Below are 23,581 nucleotides of genomic sequence, written 5' to 3'. Positions count from 1 at the left end.
TCAAACCTCTTGCAAGAACCTCAGCACCTCCGCGCTGACTTGTTCGGGGTGCGTCGCGACCGACATATGCCCCGCCCCGCCGATCACGCCGCGCTGTGCATTGGGCAGTCGCGTGGCCAGACCTTTGTTGATGGCCGGTATGATGGTCGGTGCCTCGCTGCCCTCAAGCAGCAAGGCGGGCTTATCTACGGCCTCCAACACGCCCGGCTCTAGCATCCCGCCGACATCATCGTATAGCGCCGGACCGGCCGCTGCGATCAGCGGCATCTGTTGCGCCATCCGCGCCTGAGCCTCGGGCCTGAAACTGTCCCACGGACGCCCGCCGCCCCATGCACCGATGAAGCCTCGCGCAGCCGCCTCCAGATCACCGGCCTCCAACGCAGCCCTGAAAGCGCACTGTTCCTGACGATGCTCGTCGCAGGCCTCGGGATACGCGCGCAGCGCGACGGCAAAGAAAACCGGCTCGATGATGACGATCGAACGCACCAGATCGGGCCGCTCAATCGCCAGTTTCAACGCGACGACCCCGCCAAAGCTGTGGCCGATAATGTCCATCGGGGCCGAAGCAGAAGCAAAATCCGCCGCGATACCGGTGCAGACCGCGCTCATCTCGCCGCGCGAATCCCAGTCGCCGCTGCGCCCATGACCGGGCAGGTCAAAGGCGATCATAGAGAGCGCGTCGGACAAAAACTGCGCCATGCCGCCCCAGATCCCCGCCTCGGCGAGGCTGCAATGGATCATCAGCGCCGCGCGCGGACCTTGGCCGAAAGTCGTCCAGTAGGTCGGAAATCCACCCTTGTTCCCCCGCGGCATGTCAGGCGGCGCCCGCCAAGTGCCGATCCAGATCCTCCAGCCGGTCCTGCCCCCAGAAGGCCGCGCCATCGTCGGTGATGTAGAACGGGACGCCGATCACGCCGCGCTCCGCCGCCTCTTCGTTGTTGGCGCTGTAGGTTTCTGCCCCGATCAATAGGCTGGAATCGGCCAAATCCGGATCAAAGCCAGCAGTGGTGAGGCACGCGCGGATCACATCCCCGTCGGCCATGTCGCGATCCTCGGCCCAGCAGGCACGCATGAGCGCGCGCACCAATGCGCCGGTGTCGCCGCCCGCCGCCTGCGCGCCGATGATCGCATAGGCGGCAGGTGCGGGATTGGTTGGCCAATGTGCCGGTCGCGGCGTTAGCGACACGCCCTGCCGCGCCGCAAGTCGGGCCAGATCCTGCGCCATGTAGGCAGCGCGCGCAGGATGTGCCTCGTGCATGACCGCGCCGCCCATGCGCGCCATGAGCGCTCTGAAATCAACGGGTTTGTAGGCCACACTGGCACCCCGCGCCTCGGCGATCCGTTCCAGCCCGTCGCCTGCCAGATAGGCATATGGCGACAGGACTGAGAAATAATAATCAACATGTGCCATATTTTAGGGGTCTCCGGGGCCGGGGCAGCTTTGCCAGACCCTACGCGCATGTTAAGCGGTGTCAACGCCGCGAATCTGCCTAATCAGCCACGTATGGGGACCCATCACATGTCAGTCACATCAGAACCGAAACTGATCTCGGGCAACGCCAACATGCCGCTCGCCACTGCGATCGCCCGGCGTATGTCGATGCACCGGGGCGTGACGGTCGGCCTCGTCGATGCGCGGGTCGAACGGTTCAACGACGGCGAGATATTCGTCGAGGTGTTCGAAAATGTGCGCGGCGAGGATATGTTTATCATCCAGCCCACGTCGAACCCGGCCAACGACAACCTGATGGAGTTGCTGATCATGTCCGACGCGCTGCGCCGGTCCTCGGCAGCGCGCATCACAGCCGTGATCCCCTATTTCGGCTATGCGCGGCAGGACCGCCGGTCCAAGGCGCGCACCCCCATTTCCGCCAAGCTGGTGGCGAACATGCTGGTCGAGGCAGGCATTGAGCGGGTTTTGACGATGGATCTGCACGCGGCGCAGATTCAGGGCTTTTTCGACATCCCGGTCGACAACCTCTATGCCTCGCCGGTCTTTGCGCTCGATATCATGAAGCAGTTCAAGGGCAGTCTTGACGACGTCATGATCGTCTCGCCCGACGTGGGCGGCGTGGCGCGCGCGCGCGAGTTGGCCAAGCGGATCAACGCGCCCCTCAGCATCGTGGACAAGCGCCGCGAGAAGGCGGGCGAAGTAGCCGAAATGACGATCATCGGCGATGTCGCGGGCAAGAAATGCATCATCGTGGACGATATGTGTGACACCGCCGGAACGCTCTGCAAGGCCGCCGAAGTGCTGATGGAAAACGGCGCGTCTGAGGTTCACGCATATACGACACACGGCGTCATGTCCGGCCCCGCGGTCGAGAGGATCACCAATTCGGTGCTGAAGTCCATGGTCATCACCGACACAATCGCCCCGACCGAGGCGGTCAGGGGCACGCCAAATATCCGCATCATCCCGACGGCGCCGGTTTTTGCGCAGGCGATCCTGAACATCTGGAACGGCACCAGCGTATCATCGCTGTTCGAGACGCCGACGCTGGAGCCGGTCTATGAGGGTCAGTTCGGGAATTGATCTGGGCGCCTTGCCGAACCTCCAACGGTCCGGCAAGGCGCTTTCCGGTCAATCGCGGTCTATCGCTTGGCGACCATTTCCTCGACCGCGTTTGCGGTGCGGAGCGTGTTCTGGTAAATTCCCACGCCCAGATACATGAAACCGCCCATCAGGACGACATAGATCGTGCCGACGACGAGGAAGATCAAACCGGCGAGGAACCCCCCGGATTGACCGTATGGTCCGTAGCTTCCGCCGAATGCGATTCCGAGAAATCCGACGAGGACGCCGATGATCATGAGGACGATGATGACGCCGATCAGTTTCTCAAGGGAACGAATAAAAAAGTCTCGCATATATACTCCTGCACGCCGTCGTTTCGGCAATCGTTGATGGGGTTGATTTCCCGTATTCTCGATGCCAAACCCGGTATCTCAAATCAAGATGTTGTACGATTGATCATCAGAATGCTGCAGATATGGCGCAGGTTGGTTGGCAGCATCGTCCGGACAATGGCCCGGCCCTGCGCTGTCAGTATAGTTGCCAGTCATCCTCGTTTTCCACCTCACCAATCGCCATCCAACGGACGCGGGCGCGGGCAATGCGGGTGTCGTCCCACGTGCGGAACACCACCTGAAAGCCGCCCTCGGTGATTTCCTCTGCGCTGACTTCGACACGCCCGTTGGTGGCGCTGTCGATGTCCCACATCGAAAGCGAGCAATGCACGGCGGGCGGGCTGCTAAACCGCTCGGTAAAGCGGACGAGCTGGCGGCGCATGCGATCGCCCCTGCCAGTCCACATGTCACCGCCCTGTTCATATTCCGAGAAGAGGACGGCCTCGCCCTGATCGATTCCCATGAGTTTTGTGTCGATACGTTTCATACCAGCTCAATCGTTGTCCGTGGGTTAATGCTCGCAATCCGATGCACAGCCTTACACATCAACTTTACCAAAAATACGATCTTCGACAAAAAAGGGCCTGCAAGATAGCAGGCCCCTTGTTCGTCCGTTGCGGCGCTATTCGCAATCAATAGGCGCTGAGGCCCATATGATCGCCCATGGCGACCATGTCGGCCAGCAGCTTGGCCGCATCGTCGACCGGGCCGGGCTCGTTCTTGAAGGTTTCCCTCGCCTTTTCCAAACGCTCGTTGGCATCAGCGATAAGTGTCTTGAAATGCTCTTGTGTCATGTCGGTGCGATGAATGGCCTGCTCGGCCAGAACCGAGATGCTGTCGCCGTTAATCTCGGCAAAGCCGCCGGTGACGGCGTATTCTTCCTCGCCCTTGTCCGATACGACGCGCACGATTCCGGGACGTAGCGTGGTGATCAGCGGCGAGTGGTTGGCCATCGCCGTCAGGTCGCCCTCGGCACCGGGAATCTGCACTTCGCGCGCCTGAACCGATGTCAGAAGGCGCTCGGGCGATACCAGATCGAATTGCACTGTGTCAGCCATGGATGGCCTCCTTCATTGAGCGGGCGTTTGTGTTCCGAATGCCGGACCGCGCGGGGCGGTCCGGCAGGATCATTATGCGGCGTCGGCTGCCATACGCTCGGCCTTGGCCTTCACGTCCTCAATGCCGCCAACCATGTAAAAGGCGCCCTCGGGGAGGTGATCGTATTCGCCAGCGACAACGGCCTTGAAGGACGAGATCGTTTCCTCCAGCGGCACCTGAACACCGTCCGAGCCGGTAAAGACCTTGGCAACGTCAAACGGCTGCGACAGGAAGCGCTGGATTTTCCGGGCGCGGGCCACGGTCAGCTTGTCCTCCTCGGACAGTTCGTCCATCCCGAGGATCGCAATGATATCCTGAAGCGACTTGTAGCGCTGCAAGATACCCTGCACGTCACGCGCCACCTGATAATGCTCTTCGCCGACAACGGACGGGTCCATCAGGCGCGAGGTCGAGTCGAGCGGGTCAACGGCGGGGTAGATGCCCAGCTCGGAGATGGCGCGCGACAGAACGGTCGTGGCATCAAGGTGGGCGAAGGTCGCGGCAGGCGCCGGGTCGGTAAGGTCGTCCGCAGGAACGTAGACGGCCTGCACGGACGTGATCGAGCCTTTGTTGGTCGATGTAATCCGCTCCTGCATCTGGCCCATGTCGGTGGCCAGCGTCGGCTGGTAGCCCACAGCAGACGGGATACGGCCCAAGAGGGCGGACACTTCGGAGCCGGCCTGCGTGAAGCGGAAGATGTTGTCGACAAAGAACAGAACGTCCGTGCCCGATTGGTCGCGGAACTGCTCGGCCAGTGTCAGGCCGGTCAGTGCCACGCGCATACGCGCACCCGGAGGCTCGTTCATCTGGCCATAAACCAGCGCCACTTTGGATTCGGTCAGGTTATCGGGGACGATAACACCGGATTCGATCATCTCGTGGTAAAGGTCGTTACCTTCGCGCGTCCGCTCGCCAACACCGGCAAAAACCGAGAAGCCCGAGTGCACTTTGGCGATGTTGTTGATCAGTTCCATGATCAAAACCGTCTTGCCCACGCCGGCACCGCCAAAGAGGCCAATCTTGCCGCCTTTGGCATAAGGCGCCAGCAGGTCGACGACCTTGATGCCGGTGACCAGAACAATCGACTCGGTCGACTGATCGGCAAAGGGGGGCGCATCGGCATGGATCGAGCGCTCTTCCTCGCGCGACACGGGGCCGCCTTCGTCGACAGGCTCGCCCACGACGTTCAGGATGCGGCCCAGCGTGGGTGTGCCCACTGGAACGGTGATCGGCCCGTCTGTGTCGACCACTTCCTGACCGCGAACCAGACCTTCGGTCGCGTCCATCGCGATGGTGCGCACGGTGTTCTCACCAAGGTGCTGCGCAACCTCTAGGACTAGCTTCTTGCCGTTATTTTCAGTGTTCAGCGCGTTCAGAATTTCGGGCAGGTGGTCGCCGAATTGAACGTCAACCACGGCGCCGATCACCTGAGTGATTTTGCCTTTTGCGTTTGCCATGTATCGTCTCCGGTTCGTGTTCTAGAGCGCTTCCGCGCCCGAAATAATTTCAATCAGCTCGTTGGTGATCACAGCCTGACGCGAGCGGTTGTACTGGATGGTCAGTTTGTCGATCATCTCGCCAGCGTTGCGGGTGGCATTGTCCATCGCGGACATCCGCGCGCCCTGTTCGGACGCCCCGTTTTCCAGCAGAGCGGCAAAGATTGCCGTGGCCACGCCGCGCGGCAGAAGGTCGGCCAGAATGGCGGCCTCGTCCGGCTCGTAGTCGTAGAAGGCATCGACACCGTCATCCTCAGGCGCGTCGAAATCGGCCGGGATGATCTGCTGTGCTGTCGGAATCTGCGTAACCACGTTCTCGAACTCCGAGAAGTAGATCTTGGCCACGTCGAACTCACCCGCATCAAAGCGGTTCAGCACTTCGGTCGCCACGCCCTGCGCATCACCGTAACCGATGCGCTTGACGTCGGAAAAGTCGACGTGATGCACGAAATACTTGCCGTATTCACGGCGCAGTGAATCGCGACCCTTCTTGCCGACGGTCATGATTTTGACCGTCTTGCCCTCTGCGATCAGCTTGGACGCGTCCTGTTTCGCCAGCTTGGCGATGTTCGCGTTAAAGCCGCCACAAAGACCGCGCTCGGAGGTCATCACAATCAGCAGATAGGTCTGGTCCTGACCCGTGCCGCTTAGCAGGCGGGGTGCACCTTCGGACTTGCCGACCGATGCCGCAAGACGCCCCATAACGGCATTGAAACGCTCGGTATAGGGCCGCGCGGCCTCGGCAGCCTCTTGCGCACGGCGCAGCTTTGCTGCGGCGACCATTTGCATGGCCTTGGTGATCTTGCGCGTCGATTTGACCGACGCGATCCGTGTCTTAAGGTCCTTAAGGTTTGGCATATGCCTGCATCCTTTCCCTTAAAGCGTTTCGAATTAGAGTTGAGGCACAACTTGGGTTCGAAACGCGCGCAACATCAAAACGTGATGGGCGTTTCAACATATTGCCGTGACCGAGCAATGTGTTGAAACGCTTTGATCAAGCGAAATCAGTGGCGAATTCGTCGATCGCTGCCTTGAGCTTGTCCTCGGCGTCCCCTTTGATCTTGGGGTCCTCCTTGGTGATCCAGTCCAGCACGTCCTTCTTGTTGGTCCGCAAATGCTTGAGCAAACCCGCCTCGAAACGACCGACGTCCTTGACGGCGATCTTGTCGAGGTAACCTTTGGTGCCCGCATAGATGACGCAGACGATCTCGGCGTTGGTCAACGGCGAATACTGCGGCTGTTTCATCAGCTCGGTCAGGCGCGCACCACGGTTCAGCAACTGCTGAGTGGCGGCATCCAGATCGGAACCGAACTGGGCGAAGGCCGCCATTTCGCGGTACTGCGCCAGTTCCAGCTTGACCGGGCCGGCGACGGATTTCATCGCATTGGTCTGGGCCGAGGAGCCCACGCGGCTGACCGACAGACCAGTATTCACGGCGGGGCGGATACCCTGATAGAACAGTTCCGTTTCCAGAAATATCTGGCCGTCGGTGATCGAAATCACGTTGGTCGGAATAAACGCCGACACGTCGCCACCTTGGGTTTCGATAATCGGCAAGGCCGTCAAGGAGCCGGAACCGTTATCCTCGTTCAGCTTTGCAGACCGCTCCAGCAAACGAGAGTGAAGATAGAACACGTCACCGGGATAGGCCTCACGACCGGGCGGGCGACGCAGAAGCAAGGACATTTGGCGATAGGCCACGGCCTGCTTGGAAAGGTCATCGTAAACGATCAGCGCATGACGGCCATTGTCGCGGAAATGCTCGGCCATCGCGGTGGCGGAATAGGGTGCGAGGAACTGCATCGGCGCGGGGTCGGATGCGGTCGCGGCCACGACGATGGAATATTCCATCGCGCCAGTCTCTTCGAGCTTTTTCACCAGCTGCGCGACGGTCGACCGCTTTTGGCCGATTGCGACATAGACGCAATACAGCTTCTTGCCTTCATCGTCGCCGGCGGCATCGTTGATGGACTTCTGGTTCAGGATCGTATCCAGCGCGATTGCGGTCTTGCCAGTCTGACGGTCACCGATGATCAGCTCGCGCTGGCCACGGCCAACGGGGATCATGCTGTCGATGGCCTTCATGCCAGTCGCCATCGGCTCGTGAACCGATTTACGCGGGATGATGCCCGGCGCCTTGACGTCGGCAATGCCGCGCTTGGTCGTGTTGAGCGGGCCTTTGCCGTCCAGCGGGTTGCCAAGACCGTCAACGACGCGGCCCAGAAGTTCGTCACCGATTGGCACGTCCACGATGGACTTGGTGCGCTTGACGGTGTCGCCTTCCTTGATGTCGCGGTCGGAGCCGAAGATCACGATACCGACGTTGTCGGCTTCGAGGTTCAGAGCCATGCCCATGATGCCGCCGGGGAATTCCACCAGTTCGCCGGCCTGCACGTTGTCCAGACCATGGACGCGCGCAATACCGTCACCGACGGACAGAACGCGGCCAACCTCGGCCACTTCGGCCTCTTGGCCAAAGTTCTTGATCTGATCCTTCAGGATTGCAGAAATTTCTGCAGCTTGGATACCCATTTATCCGACCTCTTTCATTGAATTCTGGAGGGAGGCAAGCTTGGAGCGGATCGACGTGTCGATCATCTTCGAGCCTACTTTGACGATAAGACCGCCGATGATGCTTTCATCAACGGTCGCATTGATCTTGACGTCCTTGCCGATATTGGCCTTGAGCGTCTTGATGAGTTTGTCCGACTGCGTCTTGGTCAGTGCCTTGGCGCTGGTGACGTCGGCCCGAACCTCGCCCTTATTGTCGGCAATCAGCGCGCGCAGCTGCGCGATCAACTGAGGCACGGCAAAGAGGCGGCGTTTCTGTGCCATCAGGCCAAGGCCGCGCGACAGTTCCGGAGTCAGCTTTAGATGATCCGAGATGGCCGACATGGCGCTAGCCTGTTCGGCGCGGCTGATAATGGGGCTGGCGATCATGGCGCGCAGGTCGTCGCTGACATCCAGCGCCTCGGCCAGTGAATCTACGCCGGCCTCCAGCTTGGGCAGGCGTTTGCTTTCTTGGGCAATCTCAAAGATCGCGGTCGCATAGCGTTCGGCGATACCCGAGGAGATCGAAGCTGGTTCGGACACGTCCACCCTTTCGACAATTAGGCCCCTGCGACAGACGCGGCTGCATCTGAGGGGCGTTGGCGAGCATTCAGTTACTCTTATCACTGTAATCCGGCGTGGGTCTAGCAGAGCAATCGGTATCCGGCAAGTTGCTATGCGCCGCGCGAATGGCTGAGAAATGGCTTTGTTTTCAAACCTGTAATCAGGGTGAGGCGCATTGTGCAGCATTTTGAGGCGAAAAAATATGCGCGCCGTGGGTCGGTTGGCGATTCTGGCACCGGGGCACTCTGGCGATGTTTGCGCTAAACCTAGGCCTCGCACGTCCCGCTCTGCACCTGCCATGCACCCCAGCCCCTTACGGCAAATGTTGAAATAATTGGTTCTGTTGGCCGCACTGTGGCCAACATTCCTTTCCAGACAAGACACTTGACGCATTCTCAGAGGGAGAGATCAGGTGAGTTTTGTCTCGAAAATATCTTCGACAGAAAATCCGCCTCTGGAGCGGAGGTGTCCCGAAGCCTTCGGGGGGCTCGACCTAAACTTTTGCCGCAACCCCGCGTGCGGCAGCTTCGGTGTGCATCCGGACCCGTTCAAAAGGCCAGGTGGAGAACCACCGGCACCGCCGGACGTCCTGCGAGGCGAGGTCAAAGGCACGAAGCACGAAGCACGAAGCACGAAGCACGAAGCACGAAGCACGAAGCACGAAGAGTTCTTTCAATGCCCAACCTGCAACAAGTCCTCGCGGATCAAGAATAACTGCGCGATTACCGAAGAAAACCAACGCCTCAAGCATTTGCAAGAGCACGATCCAACCGTGCCTTCCTGCAAGACGCCGGGATGCTTCGCGCAGGGGATGGCGCCCGAGGCGCATCCCGAGTTCTACCGGCGGTTCAGCAAGACGGCGAATGGCGATCCGCGCTTCCAGTGCCGTCTGTGCTCGAAGACCTTCTTGATCGGCCAGCCGGCGCGCCGGCATCTGCGAAGCGACAAGAACCGGGTGATCTTCCAGATGCTGTGCAACGAGGTGTCGTTGTCGAAGATCTGCAAAATTACCGACACCTCCTACCGCGATCTCTACGGCAAGATCGACTTCTTCCACGACCAGATCCAGGGATTCATCGCCCAGCGTGAGGATTTCTCTCGGGTTGATTTCCGGGAGGTCGGCTCACGGTTCGCCACGGACAGCCAGACGCTGATGCTGAACTGGCCGACAAAGCGCAAGCGGACACCGGTGGCGGTCCAACATCTCTGCACGGCACATCACCGCTCCGGGTTCATCATGGAGGCAGCGTTCCAGTTCGACCCCACGATGACGATGGATCAAGCCGAGGAGCAGGCCCTCGCGGCCAACGAGGAGAGCCTCTCGGTCGCGTTCCGCCAACATGCGCGCATCTGGACGAAGACCGAGTTCCAAGACTACCTCGTGCGCCTCAAGAAACGGCAGAAGGTGCAGGAGATCGAACTCTACCAGCTGCCCCACCAGGGCGTCCTGGTGCGCTATGACATCCTCCAGTATGCCCACGCTCTTCGGGTCCAGCAGATGCTTTCCGGGGCCGATGTGCCGCTCCTGATGGTGATGGATGACGACCGCGGCTTGCAGCAGGCGTTTCAGGCGGCATTTGTCGAAGAGATATGTCAGCGCAAAGCCGAGATCGCGGTTGTCAGCTTCGATAAGGAGATGACCAACGATATGCGCAACTACACCGTCGCGGCAGGGCAGGCACTGCTATCGGGGGTCTCCGGGATGCTCATAAACCAGATCCGGCAGCTATCCGACAAAGACTATGCCCGGCTGTCGATTTCGCGCTGTCAATCCAGGTGATGGGATGGCCGCTGAATCTCGGCGCCCGTTTTCCGTTCTCGAGGAAATCCGAGCCGAACAAGGTGGTGAAGGTGCCGACCTGGCGGCCTGGACGCGATGCGATGTCGGCAGCACGCCTGATCCGTCGCGCGACCCTGCGGAGCGTGGGTTCCTACTTCCACAAGTTCCGTTCCAATGTCCGCTTCGCCTCTCGACCGTCCATTTCCAGCGGGAATGTCGGCCGCACTTGGGACAAGCAGTATCTCTATAAGCCGGAGGTGATGGCCAAGATGGTGCAGATATACCGATTCTACCACAACTGGTGCGATCCGGGCGATGACAAGAAAACGCCCGCGATGCGGATCGGGCTCGCACGCGGGCGGGTTTATGAGCGGGATTTCATGTAGATTTGGGCACTTGGGCCTAAAGCTTGATGTAGTGCTTTTGCAGAACCTTCAGCGCCGATTTATCGGTCTCGTGGAATGCCACATGCTTTCTGTCGCGCAGCCGGATCAGGTAGATCGCATGATGCCGCCTGCGCCCCCGATGGCTGCTCCGGCGAGTAATCCAAGACCACCGGTCAAGACGCCGCCAGCAATCGCCCAGCCGGCCGCACCGCCGGCAGAGCGATAGGTTTCTTCATCCATCTGCCGCATCGTCTCGATGTCATCCGGGAAATACTTGGTGGAACGGAAGCCTTTCCCACACACGATGACGAAGCCCTTTCTCCACGAAGGGTCGATGCGAACTCGCGAGATGCCATCCGATGCGCCAAGGAGCTTTGCCATCCGTTTCTTCTCCTATCGACTGGGATGCTTGGCAGATAGGGAAATGGAAGAGCGAAAAGAAAAGCTCGCAGCGTAAAGGCTGCGAGCTTCAACATTTGCCGTAAGGCGCTGGGCCATGCACCCGGCTTTTCTATGCTTGACCCGCCACAGGTTTGGGCGTGGGGCTAAGCGCCTCCAGCGGCTTGCGCACCGCGTTGCGCAGGCCCGGTCCGCGCGGCGCCTGAATGCGCTTGGTTGCCTCGACAATCAGCACGCCGCCCGAGGCGATCATCGACAGGTTGCCTCCCAAACGCTCCCACATGCCGGCGGTCTGGCGCCAGAAACGCCGTGTGCTGGGCGGCTGATAGAGCGTGGTCATATGGCGCTCGGGCAGGAAGCTGTGCGATTTCAGCAGCGCCTCAAGCTGGGTCTGCGAATAGGGCCGCCCCGACCCGAAAGGCGTGCGATCGCTGCGCGACCACAGCCCCGCGCGGTTCGGCACGACGAACAGCGCCGATCCCCCCGGCCCCAGCACTCGCCAGCATTCATTCAGCAGCGCGGCGGGCCGTTCGCTTGCCTCCAGACCGTGCATGACCAGCAATTTGTCGACATAGCCGGTTTCCAGCGGCCATTTGGTTTCCTCGCACAGAACCGAGATGTTCGGCATTTTCTGCGGCCACGCGATGACCCCCTGAGGCCCCGGCATCAGGGCGATGACGCGCCGCGCGTCCGCCAGATAGGGACGCAGGAATGGCACGGCAAAGCCGAAGCCGACCACCGTCTGCCCCTTGGCTTCTGGCCAAGCCTCAGCGATCTCATTGCGCACGGTTTTTTGCACAGCCCGGCCCAGCGTGCTGCGATAGTAGAAATTCCGTAACTCCTGCACATCGAGATGCATTGCAGTGGCGCCCTTGATCCGTCAGGCTGGACTCTAGCTTATGAGGCGGGCTGGGAAAACACCCAAGCGCCTGATCCAGCACTATAGGAGGCCCGCAGATGTCATTCGAGATCGTAACCATACCCTGTTTGACCGACAATTACGCGTTTCTCGCGCATGACGCGGCCAGCGGCGCGACCCTTTGCGTCGATGTGCCCGAGACAGAACCGATCATCGACGCGCTGGCACAAAAGGGTTGGACGCTCACTCATGTGTTGCTGACGCACCACCATGCAGACCACTCGCAAGGGCTGGCCGACCTGCTGGCCGTTCACCCCGCAAAGGTCATCGGCGCGAAAGCAGACGCACACCGCCTGCCATCGCTGGATGCCACCGTAGAAGAGGGCGACAGCATCATCATTGGCGACCAGATCGGTGAGGTGATCGACGTCAGCGGACATACAATCGGCCACATCGCCGTGCATTTCCCGGCCAGTCACGCAGTCTTTACGGCCGACAGCCTGATGGCGCTGGGGTGTGGGCGCCTGTTCGAGGGCACGCCAGCGCAGATGTGGACATCACTTAGCAAACTCATGGGCTTGCCGCCCGAAACAATCGTCTATTCCGGCCACGAATACGCCAGCGCCAATGCGAAATTCGCGCTAACCGTTGACCCCGGCAATTCCGCGCTTATATCCCGTTCAGACGCAATCAACGCGGCCCGCAATCAGGGCCGCGCCACCGTTCCCTCAACGTTGGCCGATGAATTGGCCACCAATCCGTTCCTGCGCGCCGCAGATCCCGCCATCAGGGCACATCTGGGTATGCAGGACGCATCCGACGCCGCAGTCTTTGCCGAAATCCGTGCGCGCAAGGACCGCTTTTGAGGCGTTATTTTGCAGTGGCTGCCGGTCCCACTTACAAGAAAGTGTAGGGCTGGCACGAAAAAAGCCTTGAAGCCGCGCCGTTATCGACCAAACTTTAAGGTTATCAGGCCAAGGTAACCGGCATACCGCCGCACCAGACAGGAAGGAGCACCAGCCGTGCCCTCATTCTCGACCACACTGGAACAGGCAATTCACGCCGCTTTGGCGCTGGCAAACGCACGCCAGCACGAATTCGCCACACTCGAACATCTGCTCCTCGCCCTCGTGGACGAGCCTGACGCGAACCGCGTGCTGAACGCGTGCAATGTCGAAACCGAGGAGTTGCGCACAACTCTCGTTGAGTTCATCGACGATGAGCTCTCGAACCTCGTCACCGACATCGAAGGCTCCGAGGCGGTTCCGACCGCCGCGTTCCAGCGCGTGATCCAGCGCGCCGCGATCCATGTGCAATCGTCGGGACGCACCGAAGTGACCGGCGCCAACGTGCTGGTCGCCATCTTTGCCGAGCGCGAGAGTAACGCCGCCTATTTCCTGCAAGAGCAGGACATGACGCGCTACGACGCGGTCAATTACATCGCTCATGGTGTGGCCAAGGATCCCGCCTTTGGCGAGGCGCGCCCTGTTCAGGGTGCCGAGGAAGACACCCAAAGCGTCGGTCAGGAACCGGGCGCGGTCGAGCCGGGTGAATCCGCTCTGGCCAAATATTGCGTCGACCTGAACGAGAAATCGCGCACCGGCGATGTCGATCCGCTGATCGGGCGCGCCGACGAGGTCGAGCGTTGCATCCAGGTGCTGTGCCGCCGTCGCAAGAACAACCCACTGCTCGTGGGCGATCCCGGCGTTGGCAAGACCGCCATCGCCGAAGGACTGGCGTTCAAGATCGTGCAGGGTCAGACCCCCGAGATCCTGTCGAAAACGACGATCTTCTCGCTCGACATGGGCGCGTTGCTGGCCGGAACACGCTATCGCGGCGATTTTGAAGAGCGCCTGAAGGCCGTCGTGACCGAACTGGAAAACCACCCCGACGCGGTTCTCTTTATCGACGAAATCCATACCGTGATCGGCGCCGGGGCCACCTCGGGCGGGGCGATGGATGCATCAAACCTGCTGAAGCCCGCACTTCAGGGCGGCAAACTGCGCTGCATGGGTAGCACCACTTACAAAGAGTTCCGCCAGCATTTCGAAAAGGACCGCGCGCTGGCCCGCCGGTTCCAGAAAATCGACGTGGCCGAGCCGTCGGTCGAGGATACGGTCAAGATCCTCAAGGGCCTCAAGCCTTACTTCGAGGAGCATCACAGCGTCAAATACACCAACGACGCGATCAAAACCGCCGTCGATCTGGCCTCGCGTTATATTAACGACCGCAAGCTGCCGGACAAGGCCATCGACGTAATCGACGAGGCGGGTGCGGCCCAGCATCTGGTCATCGCCTCTAAGCGCCGCAAGAGCATCGGCGTCAAGGAAATCGAGGCCGTCGTGGCCAAGATCGCCCGTATCCCACCCAAGAGCGTATCCAAGGATGACGCGGCGGTGCTGCGCGATCTGGAAAAATCGCTCAAGCGGGTGGTGTTCGGTCAGGATGCCGCCATCGACGCGCTGAGTTCCGCGATCAAGCTGGCCCGCGCAGGTCTGCGCGAACCTGAAAAACCGATCGGCAACTACCTCTTTGCCGGCCCCACTGGCGTGGGCAAAACCGAGGTGGCAAAACAGCTGGCCGACACATTGGGCGTCGAGCTGATCCGCTTTGACATGTCCGAGTACATGGAGAAACATGCGATCTCCCGCCTCATCGGCGCACCTCCGGGTTATGTCGGCTTTGATCAGGGCGGGCTGCTCACCGACGGCGTCGATCAGCATCCCCACTGCGTATTGCTGCTGGATGAGATTGAAAAGGCGCACCCTGATGTGTTCAACATCCTGCTTCAGGTGATGGACCACGGCACGTTGACCGATCACAATGGTCGCGCGGTCGATTTCCGCAACGTGGTGCTGATCATGACCTCAAACGCGGGTGCATCCGAACTGGCGAAATCTGCCATCGGCTTTGGCCGCGACCGCCGCGATGGAGAGGATATCGCAGCCATCGAGCGGGCGTTCACGCCCGAATTCCGCAACCGCCTCGATGCCGTCATTTCTTTCGGCGCGCTGCCCAAGGAGGTGATCATGCAGGTGGTTGAGAAGTTCGTGCTGCAGTTGGAAGCGCAGTTGATGGACCGCAATGTCACCATCGAACTGACGGAGCCTGCCGCCGAATGGCTGGCCAACAAGGGCTACGACGACAAGATGGGCGCGCGCCCGCTCGCCCGCGTCATTCAGGAGTATATCAAGAAGCCGCTGGCCGAAGAGCTTCTCTTTGGCAAGCTGACCAAGGGCGGCGTCGTCAAGGTGGGCGTCAAGGACGGCAAGATCGACTTGCAGATATCGGGCCCTGATGCACCTCGTCTGAGTGGCGGCAAACCACCGCTACTGACGGCTGGCTGACGCGCATCACACCCCTAGCGGCGCTGGCCATCTTGGCTGGCGCCGCAACGGTGGACCGGCCCGCTGCGTAGGATCGCACGTGCATGGCGCTTAGCTATGTCAGGCTCAAAAGGCACCGGTTTTGCCCTACCCTCTCGCGCAGCGTGCGATTTGATCGACAGCACCGCGTAGCGGATGATTGCAAACTGATCGCCCGCCCGTGTGCCGACAAAATTCGCCGAATTTTCTGGTCCCACTACTTTTCGGTAAATTTCAACTCGATCCGGCGATTTTGGGCCCGCGCCTCGGCGCTGCTTCCGGGGGCGATGGGCTGATACTGTCCAAACCCGTTTGCCGCCAGTCTGTCCGGCGGCAGGCCCAGAAAGTCGATCATGTAGCGCACGACAGACAGCGCACGCGCCTGACTAAGCTCCCAGTTGTCAGCGAAATCGGCCCCGCCCCTGATCGGCACGTTATCCGTATGCCCGTCGACGCGGATGATCCACTCGATCCCCTCGGGGATGTCGCTTGCTACATTTCGCAGGATCTCGGCCACCTTGGCGATCTCGTTCTTGCCGGAGTTCGACAGTGTCGCCTGCCCCACCGCGAACAGCACCTCGGAGGAGAATACGAAACGATCGCCCTCGATCCGAATTCCTTCCTGATTGCCCAGCACGTCGCGCAGACGGCCAAAGAACTCCGAGCGGTATTTCTCTAAATCCTGCTTTTCCGCCTCCAACAGCTTGCGCTTTTCCTCTTCGGCCTCGCGGCGGCGCTTTTCCTCAGATGCGACGCGGGCGAGCGCCGCGTTCAAGTCCTGGCCCAGTGACTGGACTTGCACATCGCTCGCCGCCTCGCGCACCTTTGAGTCGTCCAAAAGCGCCTGCAATTGCCCCAGTTGATCACGTAGCGCCGCGACCTGCTGGTTCAGCAGTTCCTGTTCGCGCTCGGCCTTTTCGGTCTTGGCCTTTTGCGTGGTCAGGGTCTTTCGCGCTTCACTCAGAAGGGCCGCGCGCTCTTCGGCGGCGCTCATCTGGGTGCCGGCCTCCTCTTCGGCGGCCAGCTGGGCAGCGAGGGCAGCGGCGAGTTTCGCGCGCACGTCCTCTTGGGAAAGCTGCTGATCGGCCTTCAGCGCGGCCAACTCGGCCTCCAATGCCGCCACACGCGCGTTGGCCGCCTGCGCAGCATCGGCGCGCTCTGCCACCTCCGCGCGCAGTGCCTCCAGCCGCGCATCGCCCGCCAGCCCGTCTGCAGCCAACTGCGCCTCCAGCTCGGCTGTGCGGGTGCGCGCAGCATCTAGGTCAGCGGACAGCGAGGCGACCTCTGCTCCCTCGTCGCGGCGCGCGGCGAGGGCGGCGGCCAGTTCGGCTTCCAAGTCTGTGCTACCCTTGCGGGCGGCGGCCAGCAGGGTCAGCGTCTCTTCGGCGCGGCGGCGCTGTTCTTCCAGCGCGAGGGTCATGGCGGTCAGTTCGGCCTGCGAGTTCTTTAGCTTGTCGCGCAATGCCTTGGCGGCGGCAGCCTGAGCGAGGCGCGCAGCCTCGGCGTCACTCAGCTGCGTTTCTGTCTCGCCCGCCTCGGCGCGCAGATCGGCGGCCAGCGCCTCCAACGCGTCGCGCTGCGCGGCGGCGAGGCGGGCTGCTTCGGCCTCGGCGTTGACCTCATCGCGCAGACTTGCGATGGCCAATTGCAACGCTTCCTTGTCGGATACCAGCGTATCACGGGCGGCCTCTAGGTCGTCGACCTGCCCCAACGCGGTGTCTCGTTGCGCCAGAAGGCCTGCGACCTGCTGTTCAAAACTGGCGATGCGGGCATCTGCCGCCTCGTTGCGTGCGGTCAGCGACGCGATCAGGGCTGTCTGCTCCTCCTGGCGTTGGCGGGCATCCCCCAAGGTGGTGGTCAGCGCACCGACCCGTTCCCCCAATGTGGCGCTGCGGTCCTGCTCAAGACCCAGCGCACGCGACAGCGCGGCCACCTCGGCGGATAGCGTATCCAGCTCGGTTGCCTGACCGGTGATCGTCTCGCGCAGGGCGAATTGCACAACCATGAATATCGTCAGCACGAACATCAGCACCAGCAAAAGGCCGGTCATCGCGTCTACGAAACCCGGCCAGATCGAGGCCTGAAAACGTTGCCCGGTGCGGCGCGACAGGGCCATGATCTAGCCCTCCTGCTCCGGGGGATCGCCGAAGCCCGAACTGATGCCGGGCGCATCGCGATAGCTGCGCCGGGCCGTACTCGTGCCTTGCAACGCCGCGCGCAGCCCGGCCAGATCGGTGCGCAACTCGCTCATGCTTTCTTGTCTGCCGGCGCTGATTTCCTCGAGGATGCGCAACATCTGGACGTCGATCGAGCGCAGACGCATGCGGCTTTCGGCGTCAAGGACCGTCTCTTGCGATGGTGTCTCGCGCGCGCTCAACGCTTCGATCAAGCGCTCTTGTCCGTCGGCAACCCGGCCTAGCGCCGCGTGAGTACCAGCGTCATCCGTGCCATCGGCAAGGCGAGCGACGGCAGCGGCCAGCCCTGCCACCTGCTCATCTGATGCGGCGCGGGTGATGTCCGATTGCGTTAGCATCAACTGCAGCGATTCCATCTGCTCGCTCATCTGGTCAATGATGCCAGTCAGCAGCGCCTGCTCGGCGCTACCCTCGCTATCGGTTCCAGCGAACCCGACGCGCGTGATGGTCGACATCCATTCCTCAAGCTCGCGATAGAACCGGTTCTGTCCGTGCCCCGCGAACAGTTCGAGCAGGCCGACGATCAGCGATCCAGCAAGGCCCAACAGAGACGAGGCAAAAGCGACGCCCATCCCGCCCAACTGCGATTGCAGGCCCGTCATCAGACGGGTGAACACCTCGACGCCAGCTTCGCCCTCTCGCGGGGCGAGACCGCGAATGGTCTCGACCAGTGCCGGAACGGTCGTGGCAAGGCCATAAAATGTGCCGAGAAGGCCGAGAAATATCAACACGTTGACGATATAGCGCGTGATCTCGCGCGCTTCGTCGATGCGCTGCGCGACCATATCCTGCATTGAGCGGGCCGAGGATTGCGAGATTTGCATCCGCTTGCCCCGCTGGCGCAGCAGCGTCGCAAGAGGTGCCAGCAGCAGCGGCGGCTTGGTCATCTCGTGGCCCGGCACGTCGCCTGCAAAACTCTCAAGCCAGCGCACCGATCCGATCAGCTGGAACACCTGCCAAAAGCAGGCAACGACGCCGATCAGGAAAACAAACCCGATAAATCCATTCAGATAGGGATTGGCCTCGAACACCGGTAGCACGCGCGGCAGCGCCATGAACGCGCCCAACGCCGCCAGCACCAGCACCAGAAACATGATGACGATCTGGCGCCAAGGTTCAGAAAAATTCGGCTCGACCTCGCGGTCCGGCTGGTCCATGCGGACGCTCCCGACACTGGTTTTACTTGGGCGCACCCTACGCGGATCGCGCCCTCAAGCCAAGCCGTTAAGCGCACAGCCCCCGCACACGCGCCGCTAGCCATTCAAGGTCGGAATCTGCGATGCCAAGGTCGGTCAGGTGCGACGCGGTGTTGTAGAGATATTCGGTGTTCGCCCCCCGGTCGCCGACGGCGCGGGCAATGATGCGCGCCTGTTCCTCAAGGGGCAGTGCGCCGCAATATTGCACGTGATAAGGGTCGATCACATAGGTCACGGCGCGCACAACGCGGCCATCCTCAAGACGCAGATCCAGATCCCGTTCGAGGTAAGCCGACGATATCAGCTCGCGTGCGCGCAGATACTCCAGCGTCTCAGCCTCCTGCCCCTCGCCGACGGCCAGCGCGACGCCTTGGCACTGCGCGCCGTGCGCCTCGTCAAGGGCCAGCACCAGCCCCGGCTCTTTTTCGGTGCCGCGATGGTGGATCGAGCGCATGCAAAAGCTGCGCGCATAGTCCGGCAGTGTCGCGATCTGCTGGCTCGCCACCTCAAAGCCGGGATTCCACACCAGCGATCCATAGCCGAACACCCACATCGTCATTTCGCCGTTCCCCTCCCGATTTCGCCCAAAGCGTTTCTGAACTTCCCTAGCACTTGGGCATTCAGAAACACTGCGTAATATATGCCCGTCGCGCTACATTTTGAGAAGACGCCGCCATGGGCTTCTTCTCGAAACACTCTATAAACACGAATGCACGGGCGCGCAAAAGGGGGCCATTTATGCGGATACTGCTGGCAATCGTCATCACGGCGGCGGTGGCTTGGGCCGGATACTGGTTCATCGGGTCCAGCGCGTTGAAATCCGGCATTGCCACATGGTTCGATGCGCGCCGCACCGAGGGGTGGGTGGCCGACTATTCGGAGCTATCGGTGCAGGGCTTTCCCAATCGGTTCGATACCACGCTCACTGATCTGCAACTGGCCGATCCGGCGTCAGGGATGGGCTGGCAGGCGCCGTTCCTTCAGCTGATGACGCTCAGCTATATGCCGAACCACGTGATCGCGGTCTGGCCACATGAGCAGCGCATCGTTACCCCCAGCGGCGCCTATGTGCTGAGCAGCACCGACATGCGCGCATCCCTTGTGGTCGAGGCCAGCACCGCACTGGCCCCCAAGCGATCAACGCTGACCGCTGAGGGGCTGACGCTGACGCCCGAGGCTGGCACGGGCGCGTTCTCGGCCACGTCGCTCAGGCTGGCTGCAGAGCGTGGCGAGGATGCACCCGACACCGACGATCCACGCTACCATCTGGGCCTCGCCGCCGAGGGGGCAGCCCCGCCTGCGCCGCTGCTGGCGCAACTCGACGTCGCGAGCACTCTGCCGCGCGTGATCGACACGCTCAGCGCGGATATCACCGTCGATTTTACCGCGCCGTGGGATCGCTACGCCATCGAAGAGGCCCGCCCCCAACCGACGCGCGTGGACGTCACGCGCATGGCGGCCAATTGGGGGACCATGACGCTGGAGGCGTCGGGTATTCTGGACGTGGACGCATTCGGCACTCCCGATGGGGCCATAACGATCAAGGCGCGAAACTGGCGCGACATTCTACAGCTTGCTGAGGGCGCAGGCGCGCTGACGCCGGACGCAGCGGCAGCAGCCGAGAGGGCACTATCGCTGCTGGCAAATGCATCGGACAGCGACAAGACTGTGGAGATAACGCTGGAACTCGAGGGCGGGCGCGTCTGGCTGGGCCCATTGCCCATCGCCGCCGCGCCGGTGATGCGCCTGCGCTGAGCCTTACCTGCAATAACTGCCGCTGCGATAGCGCGCGGTATCAAAGTGGAAATGATCTTGGTGAAACTTGTCGGAATTCGGTCCCAAAACCGTGCCGAACGGTCCACAAGCTGACCGATGCATCTGGTCAAGAATGCGCCCTTTTTGCCCCCCGCCCCAATCCGAGAGAACCGTGATAGTGCGCCCATCGCGCAATTGAAATCCGGCTATGTCGATGGCGTGGCCCTTTCCGTGTTCGGAAATCTTGGCGCCCTTCTGGTTATTGCGGCTACGGCAGGCGTAATGCGCGGCCACCCGTAGCTGCGCAACACCGCCGCCATATCCACCGACGGCGGGCTTCATCCCCTTGGCAATCCATGACTTTATCGCGCCGGCCGTGCGGCAGTCCATGACCGCATGCTGGCTCAGCGACACGCCGTTTATGCTGCGCACCTTGACCGCGCCGTCCACGCCGCAGCCCTTGATCCGACCCGGCACGCGACCGATGGCCTCGCCCTGGATGGCCGGATCGCCGCAGACGGCACCGCGGGCGCGCATTTCCTTGCGCTTGGCGGCCTCGCGCCGCACGCCCAAGGGGCGCAAGAGCGGGCGCAGCGAGGCTAGAATGCCGCCGCGCTCCTGCTTAATAGTCTTTGGGGCGGGCGTTTGGATACGTTCGGGACGGTCGCCCAAGCGGTCGCGACCCGACGGGCTGAACCTTTCGGCGACGGGGCGGTCCTGCATCTTAACGGGCGACTCTTCCCGGCGCGGCAGGCCCGCTGGACGCGAGACGGGGCGCGTCATTTGGGCCGGTTCGCTGACGGTCTGCTGAATTGCGGTGGGCGTCTGGACTGCGGTGGGCGTCTGAGCAGTGTCTGGCCGTGCAACCGGGCGCATCGAGGTTTCGGGCGCGCCTGCGACTGCGGCGCTCGCGGCGGCGACGAGAGCAGCCATGATCACGGCCCGCCTCATCTGCCTCGCGCCCTGCCGAAATCGGGCGCGTCGGTGTCCTGCCCCGCCTCAATGATGCCGCGCCGAATCGCGCGGGTGCGCGTGAAATATTCGTGCAGATGATCGCCGTCACCGGTGCGTATTGCCCGTTGCAGCGCAAACAACTCTTCGGTGAAGCGCCCCAGAATTTCCAGCGTCGCCTCGCGATTGTTCAGGAAAACGTCGCGCCACATGGTCGGATCGCTGGCGGCGATGCGGGTAAAGTCGCGGAAACCAGCGGCGGAGTATTTGATGACTTCGCTATCGGTCACGCGGCGCAGATCGTCGGCAACGCCCACCATCGTGTAGGCAATGAGGTGCGGCGTGTGGCTGGTCACAGCCAGCACCAGATCGTGATGGTCCGCATCCATCTCATCGGTCAGCGCACCCATCCCCTGCCAAAGCGCCTCCAACCGCTCGACGGCGGCGCGATCTGCACCCTCCGGCGGCACGATCAGGCACCAGCGATTGTCGAACAATTCGGCAAAGCCAGAGCGCGGTCCCGAATGTTCGGTGCCCGCGAGTGGATGCGCGGGGACGAAATGCACATTTTCAGGCAGATGTGGCGCAACCGCTTCGATCACCGCACGCTTGACCGAGCCGACATCGCTGACCGTCGCGCCGGGCTTGAGGCCGGGTGCGATTTCCTCTGCGACAGCGCCCATGACGCCGACCGGCACGCACAGAACGACCAGATCGGCGCCCTCCACCGCCTCGGCGGCACTGTCGCAGATGCGATCGCACAGCCCGATCTCACGCGCGATATCCCGCGTCTCGGCTGAGCGCGCATATCCCACGACCTCGCCCGCAAGGCCCGCACGGCGGATCGCCAGAGACATTGACCCAGCAATCAGTCCAAGGCCAATCAACGCGACGCGATCATAGATCACGCTCATCGGGCCGTTGCCATGAATTGACCCACTGCATGCGCGACGCGGCGGCAGCTGGCCTCATCCCCGACAGTAATGCGCAGGCAATTGGGCAGGTTGTAGCCCGCCACGCGACGTACGATCAGGCCCTCGGATTTCAGATGATTGTCGCAGGCCTCGGCCTCGGCCTGAGAGGCAAAGCGCGCGAGGATAAAATTGGCCAGCGACGTATCGGACGGCACGCCATGCTCGGCCAGCGCCTCGGCCATCCAGGCGCGCCACCGGGTGTTGCCCTGGCGGCATTTCGTGGCCCATTCGGTGTCACGCACCGCAGCTTCGGCGGCGGCAAGTGCGGCAGAGCTAAGATTGAAGGGGCCGCGCACACGGGCGAGCACGTTCATCACGTGTTCGGGGCCATAGCCCCAGCCGACGCGCAGACCGCCCAGCCCGTATAGTTTGGAAAAGGTGCGCGTCATCACGACATTCTGGCGCGCCTCGACCAATGCGGCGCCGCCATCATAACCCTCGACATACTCGGCATAGGCGCCGTCCAGCACCAGCAACACATGACCCGGCAGACCAGCGGCGAGGCGCGCGATCTCGCCCTCGCCGATCATCGTGCCGGTGGGATTGTTCGGATTGGCGATAAAGACCAGCTTCGTCGCCGCGTTGCAGGCGGCGAGGATCGCATCGACATCCGTCACGCGCTCGCGCTCGCGCACTTCGACGGGGGTCGCACCATTGGCCAGCGTGCTGATGCGATACATGCCAAATCCGTGCTCGGTATGGATCACCTCGTCGCCGGGCCCCGCGTAAGCTTGACACAGAAAGGCAATGATTTCATCGCTGCCCGCGCCGCATATGACACGCTCAGCGTCAAGCCCGTGAACCTCGGCGATAGCATAGCGCAGCGATGCGTGGTCCGAGGACGGATAGCGGTGCAGATGATAGGATGCCTTGCGAAACGCCTCCTTGGCAGCGTCGCTGGGACCAAAGGGATTCTCGTTCGAGCTAAGCTTGACCGCGTTGGCGACACCCGGCACATGCGCGTCCCCGCCCTGATAGAGCGTGATGTCCAGAATACCCGGCTGCGGTGTGATATTGCTCATGCGGCCCCCTCCAACATTGCCCGTTTTATCCACGGTGCCGGGTCTTGACCAGCGCGAATGGAAAAGGCCGCCCCGGTTTC

At 61.8% G+C, this 23,581-nt stretch carries 23 protein-coding genes; 6 read left to right on the top strand and 17 right to left on the bottom strand.

Going from position 1 to position 23,581, the window contains the following annotated elements:
• Nucleotides 1–813 (bottom strand): alpha/beta hydrolase, encoded by an 813-nt coding sequence (locus tag U3654_RS00985; protein ID WP_324753507.1) that lies wholly within the window; start codon nt 811–813, stop codon nt 1–3.
• A 1-nt stretch (nt 814) separates the two neighbouring features.
• Entirely contained in the window at nt 815–1,411 is a 597-nt protein-coding gene (locus tag U3654_RS00980; RefSeq protein WP_324753506.1) for a 2-hydroxychromene-2-carboxylate isomerase, read from the bottom strand.
• A gap of 108 nt (nt 1,412–1,519) precedes the next feature.
• On the opposite strand from U3654_RS00980, the gene U3654_RS00975 reads away from it, so the two are divergent.
• Nucleotides 1,520–2,536, top strand: a complete 1,017-nt coding sequence (locus tag U3654_RS00975; RefSeq protein WP_324753505.1) for a ribose-phosphate pyrophosphokinase — start codon at nt 1,520–1,522, stop codon at nt 2,534–2,536.
• Nucleotides 2,537–2,595: 59 nt separating this feature from the next.
• On the opposite strand, the gene U3654_RS00970 is transcribed toward U3654_RS00975, so the two are convergent.
• The 7 genes from U3654_RS00970 to U3654_RS00940 all read right to left on the bottom strand — a co-directional run bounded on the left by U3654_RS00970 (nt 2,596) and on the right by U3654_RS00940 (nt 8,604).
• Nucleotides 2,596–2,871 carry a hypothetical protein gene (locus U3654_RS00970; RefSeq protein WP_324753504.1) on the bottom strand — a complete coding sequence of 92 codons (276 nt, stop codon included), beginning with the start codon at nt 2,869–2,871 and terminating at the stop codon, nt 2,596–2,598.
• A gap of 175 nt (nt 2,872–3,046) precedes the next feature.
• Nucleotides 3,047–3,397: an H-type lectin domain-containing protein gene (locus U3654_RS00965; protein ID WP_324753503.1), complete on the bottom strand. Its 351-nt coding sequence runs from the start codon at nt 3,395–3,397 to the stop codon at nt 3,047–3,049.
• Between the two features lie 145 nt (nt 3,398–3,542).
• Nucleotides 3,543–3,968: a F0F1 ATP synthase subunit epsilon gene (locus U3654_RS00960; protein ID WP_324753502.1), complete on the bottom strand. Its 426-nt coding sequence runs from the start codon at nt 3,966–3,968 to the stop codon at nt 3,543–3,545.
• A 72-nt stretch (nt 3,969–4,040) separates the two neighbouring features.
• Nucleotides 4,041–5,465 carry a F0F1 ATP synthase subunit beta gene (atpD, locus tag U3654_RS00955; protein ID WP_324753501.1) on the bottom strand — a complete coding sequence of 475 codons (1,425 nt, stop codon included), beginning with the start codon at nt 5,463–5,465 and terminating at the stop codon, nt 4,041–4,043.
• 21 nt (nt 5,466–5,486) lie between these two features.
• Nucleotides 5,487–6,362, bottom strand: coding sequence for a F0F1 ATP synthase subunit gamma (locus U3654_RS00950; RefSeq protein WP_324753500.1), 876 nt, complete (start codon nt 6,360–6,362; stop codon nt 5,487–5,489).
• A gap of 136 nt (nt 6,363–6,498) precedes the next feature.
• Nucleotides 6,499–8,037, bottom strand: a complete 1,539-nt coding sequence (gene atpA, locus U3654_RS00945) for a F0F1 ATP synthase subunit alpha (RefSeq protein WP_324753499.1) — start codon at nt 8,035–8,037, stop codon at nt 6,499–6,501.
• A complete protein-coding gene (locus U3654_RS00940; protein ID WP_324753498.1) occupies nt 8,038–8,604 on the bottom strand; it encodes a F0F1 ATP synthase subunit delta in 567 nt (188 codons plus the stop codon).
• Nucleotides 8,605–9,031: 427 nt separating this feature from the next.
• Between U3654_RS00940 and U3654_RS00935 the strand changes: the two genes are divergently transcribed.
• Both U3654_RS00935 and U3654_RS00930 read left to right on the top strand, forming a co-directional pair.
• Complete coding sequence (locus U3654_RS00935) at nt 9,032–10,399, top strand: hypothetical protein (protein ID WP_324753497.1); 1,368 nt, start codon at nt 9,032–9,034, stop codon at nt 10,397–10,399.
• Nucleotides 10,399–10,785 carry a hypothetical protein gene (locus U3654_RS00930; RefSeq protein WP_324751473.1) on the top strand — a complete coding sequence of 129 codons (387 nt, stop codon included), beginning with the start codon at nt 10,399–10,401 and terminating at the stop codon, nt 10,783–10,785. The genes U3654_RS00935 and U3654_RS00930 overlap by 1 nt, the downstream gene beginning before the upstream one ends.
• 105 nt (nt 10,786–10,890) lie before the next feature.
• Here the strand turns inward: U3654_RS00930 and U3654_RS00925 are convergent, their stop codons facing one another.
• Together U3654_RS00925 and U3654_RS00920 are read right to left on the bottom strand one after the other, a co-directional pair.
• The gene (locus U3654_RS00925) at nt 10,891–11,166 is read right to left on the bottom strand and encodes a hypothetical protein (protein WP_324751474.1); all 276 of its coding nucleotides are present in this window, start codon (nt 11,164–11,166) and stop codon (nt 10,891–10,893) included.
• Nucleotides 11,167–11,296: 130 nt separating this feature from the next.
• Nucleotides 11,297–12,043, bottom strand: a complete 747-nt coding sequence (locus U3654_RS00920) for a class I SAM-dependent methyltransferase (protein ID WP_324753496.1) — start codon at nt 12,041–12,043, stop codon at nt 11,297–11,299.
• Nucleotides 12,044–12,141: 98 nt separating this feature from the next.
• Between U3654_RS00920 and gloB the strand changes: the two genes are divergently transcribed.
• Together gloB and clpA are read left to right on the top strand one after the other, a co-directional pair.
• Entirely contained in the window at nt 12,142–12,909 is a 768-nt protein-coding gene (gene gloB / locus U3654_RS00915; protein WP_324753495.1) for a hydroxyacylglutathione hydrolase, read from the top strand.
• Nucleotides 12,910–13,065: 156 nt separating this feature from the next.
• Nucleotides 13,066–15,390 carry an ATP-dependent Clp protease ATP-binding subunit ClpA gene (clpA, locus tag U3654_RS00910; protein ID WP_324753494.1) on the top strand — a complete coding sequence of 775 codons (2,325 nt, stop codon included), beginning with the start codon at nt 13,066–13,068 and terminating at the stop codon, nt 15,388–15,390.
• Nucleotides 15,391–15,625: 235 nt separating this feature from the next.
• Here the strand turns inward: clpA and U3654_RS00905 are convergent, their stop codons facing one another.
• The 3 genes from U3654_RS00905 to U3654_RS00895 all read right to left on the bottom strand — a co-directional run bounded on the left by U3654_RS00905 (nt 15,626) and on the right by U3654_RS00895 (nt 19,358).
• Nucleotides 15,626–17,524: a peptidoglycan -binding protein gene (locus U3654_RS00905; RefSeq protein WP_324753493.1), complete on the bottom strand. Its 1,899-nt coding sequence runs from the start codon at nt 17,522–17,524 to the stop codon at nt 15,626–15,628.
• 3 nt (nt 17,525–17,527) lie between these two features.
• Complete coding sequence (locus U3654_RS00900; RefSeq protein WP_324753492.1) at nt 17,528–18,760, bottom strand: biopolymer transporter ExbB; 1,233 nt, start codon at nt 18,758–18,760, stop codon at nt 17,528–17,530.
• Between the two features lie 67 nt (nt 18,761–18,827).
• The gene (locus U3654_RS00895; protein WP_324753491.1) at nt 18,828–19,358 is read right to left on the bottom strand and encodes a gamma-glutamylcyclotransferase; all 531 of its coding nucleotides are present in this window, start codon (nt 19,356–19,358) and stop codon (nt 18,828–18,830) included.
• 179 nt (nt 19,359–19,537) lie between these two features.
• Here U3654_RS00895 and U3654_RS00890 point away from each other — a divergent pair, with 179 nt between their 5' ends.
• The gene (locus U3654_RS00890) at nt 19,538–20,554 is read left to right on the top strand and encodes a DUF2125 domain-containing protein (RefSeq protein WP_324753490.1); all 1,017 of its coding nucleotides are present in this window, start codon (nt 19,538–19,540) and stop codon (nt 20,552–20,554) included.
• Nucleotides 20,555–20,557: 3 nt separating this feature from the next.
• Here the strand turns inward: U3654_RS00890 and U3654_RS00885 are convergent, their stop codons facing one another.
• Genes U3654_RS00885 through hisC form a run of 3 tightly spaced genes read right to left on the bottom strand, consistent with a single transcriptional unit; the run spans nt 20,558 to nt 23,501 of the window.
• Complete coding sequence (locus U3654_RS00885; RefSeq protein ID WP_324753489.1) at nt 20,558–21,487, bottom strand: extensin family protein; 930 nt, start codon at nt 21,485–21,487, stop codon at nt 20,558–20,560.
• A 14-nt stretch (nt 21,488–21,501) separates the two neighbouring features.
• Nucleotides 21,502–22,419, bottom strand: a complete 918-nt coding sequence (locus U3654_RS00880) for a prephenate/arogenate dehydrogenase family protein (protein ID WP_324753488.1) — start codon at nt 22,417–22,419, stop codon at nt 21,502–21,504.
• Complete coding sequence (gene hisC / locus U3654_RS00875) at nt 22,416–23,501, bottom strand: histidinol-phosphate transaminase (RefSeq protein WP_324753487.1); 1,086 nt, start codon at nt 23,499–23,501, stop codon at nt 22,416–22,418. Before hisC ends, U3654_RS00880 begins: the two co-directional genes overlap by 4 nt.
• Between the last annotated feature and the right edge of the window lie 80 nt (nt 23,502–23,581).

The organism is Roseovarius sp. Pro17 (assembly GCF_035599575.1).
GTDB lineage: Bacteria > Pseudomonadota > Alphaproteobacteria > Rhodobacterales > Rhodobacteraceae > Roseovarius.
Note: the sequence above shows the minus strand (reverse complement) of the source record. Positions and strands in the feature narration are given on the sequence as shown.

Excerpts from the sequence above, each read along its gene's own strand:
- U3654_RS00985 (WP_324753507.1), bottom strand. The coding sequence starts at position 813 with ATGCCGCGGGGGAACAAGGGTGGATTTCCGACCTACTGGACGACTTTC.
- U3654_RS00980 (WP_324753506.1), bottom strand. The coding sequence starts at position 1,411 with ATGGCACATGTTGATTATTATTTCTCAGTCCTGTCGCCATATGCCTAT.
- U3654_RS00975 (WP_324753505.1), top strand. The coding sequence starts at position 1,520 with ATGTCAGTCACATCAGAACCGAAACTGATCTCGGGCAACGCCAACATG.
- U3654_RS00970 (WP_324753504.1), bottom strand. The coding sequence starts at position 2,871 with ATGCGAGACTTTTTTATTCGTTCCCTTGAGAAACTGATCGGCGTCATC.
- U3654_RS00965 (WP_324753503.1), bottom strand. The coding sequence starts at position 3,397 with ATGAAACGTATCGACACAAAACTCATGGGAATCGATCAGGGCGAGGCC.
- U3654_RS00960 (WP_324753502.1), bottom strand. The coding sequence starts at position 3,968 with ATGGCTGACACAGTGCAATTCGATCTGGTATCGCCCGAGCGCCTTCTG.
- atpD (WP_324753501.1), bottom strand. The coding sequence starts at position 5,465 with ATGGCAAACGCAAAAGGCAAAATCACTCAGGTGATCGGCGCCGTGGTT.
- U3654_RS00950 (WP_324753500.1), bottom strand. The coding sequence starts at position 6,362 with ATGCCAAACCTTAAGGACCTTAAGACACGGATCGCGTCGGTCAAATCG.
- atpA (WP_324753499.1), bottom strand. The coding sequence starts at position 8,037 with ATGGGTATCCAAGCTGCAGAAATTTCTGCAATCCTGAAGGATCAGATC.
- U3654_RS00930 (WP_324751473.1), top strand. The coding sequence starts at position 10,399 with ATGGGATGGCCGCTGAATCTCGGCGCCCGTTTTCCGTTCTCGAGGAAA.
- U3654_RS00925 (WP_324751474.1), bottom strand. The coding sequence starts at position 11,166 with ATGGCAAAGCTCCTTGGCGCATCGGATGGCATCTCGCGAGTTCGCATC.
- U3654_RS00920 (WP_324753496.1), bottom strand. The coding sequence starts at position 12,043 with ATGCATCTCGATGTGCAGGAGTTACGGAATTTCTACTATCGCAGCACG.
- gloB (WP_324753495.1), top strand. The coding sequence starts at position 12,142 with ATGTCATTCGAGATCGTAACCATACCCTGTTTGACCGACAATTACGCG.
- U3654_RS00905 (WP_324753493.1), bottom strand. The coding sequence starts at position 17,524 with ATGGCCCTGTCGCGCCGCACCGGGCAACGTTTTCAGGCCTCGATCTGG.
- U3654_RS00900 (WP_324753492.1), bottom strand. The coding sequence starts at position 18,760 with ATGGACCAGCCGGACCGCGAGGTCGAGCCGAATTTTTCTGAACCTTGG.
- U3654_RS00895 (WP_324753491.1), bottom strand. The coding sequence starts at position 19,358 with ATGACGATGTGGGTGTTCGGCTATGGATCGCTGGTGTGGAATCCCGGC.
- U3654_RS00890 (WP_324753490.1), top strand. The coding sequence starts at position 19,538 with ATGCGGATACTGCTGGCAATCGTCATCACGGCGGCGGTGGCTTGGGCC.
- U3654_RS00885 (WP_324753489.1), bottom strand. The coding sequence starts at position 21,487 with ATGGCTGCTCTCGTCGCCGCCGCGAGCGCCGCAGTCGCAGGCGCGCCC.
- U3654_RS00880 (WP_324753488.1), bottom strand. The coding sequence starts at position 22,419 with ATGAGCGTGATCTATGATCGCGTCGCGTTGATTGGCCTTGGACTGATT.
- hisC (WP_324753487.1), bottom strand. The coding sequence starts at position 23,501 with ATGAGCAATATCACACCGCAGCCGGGTATTCTGGACATCACGCTCTAT.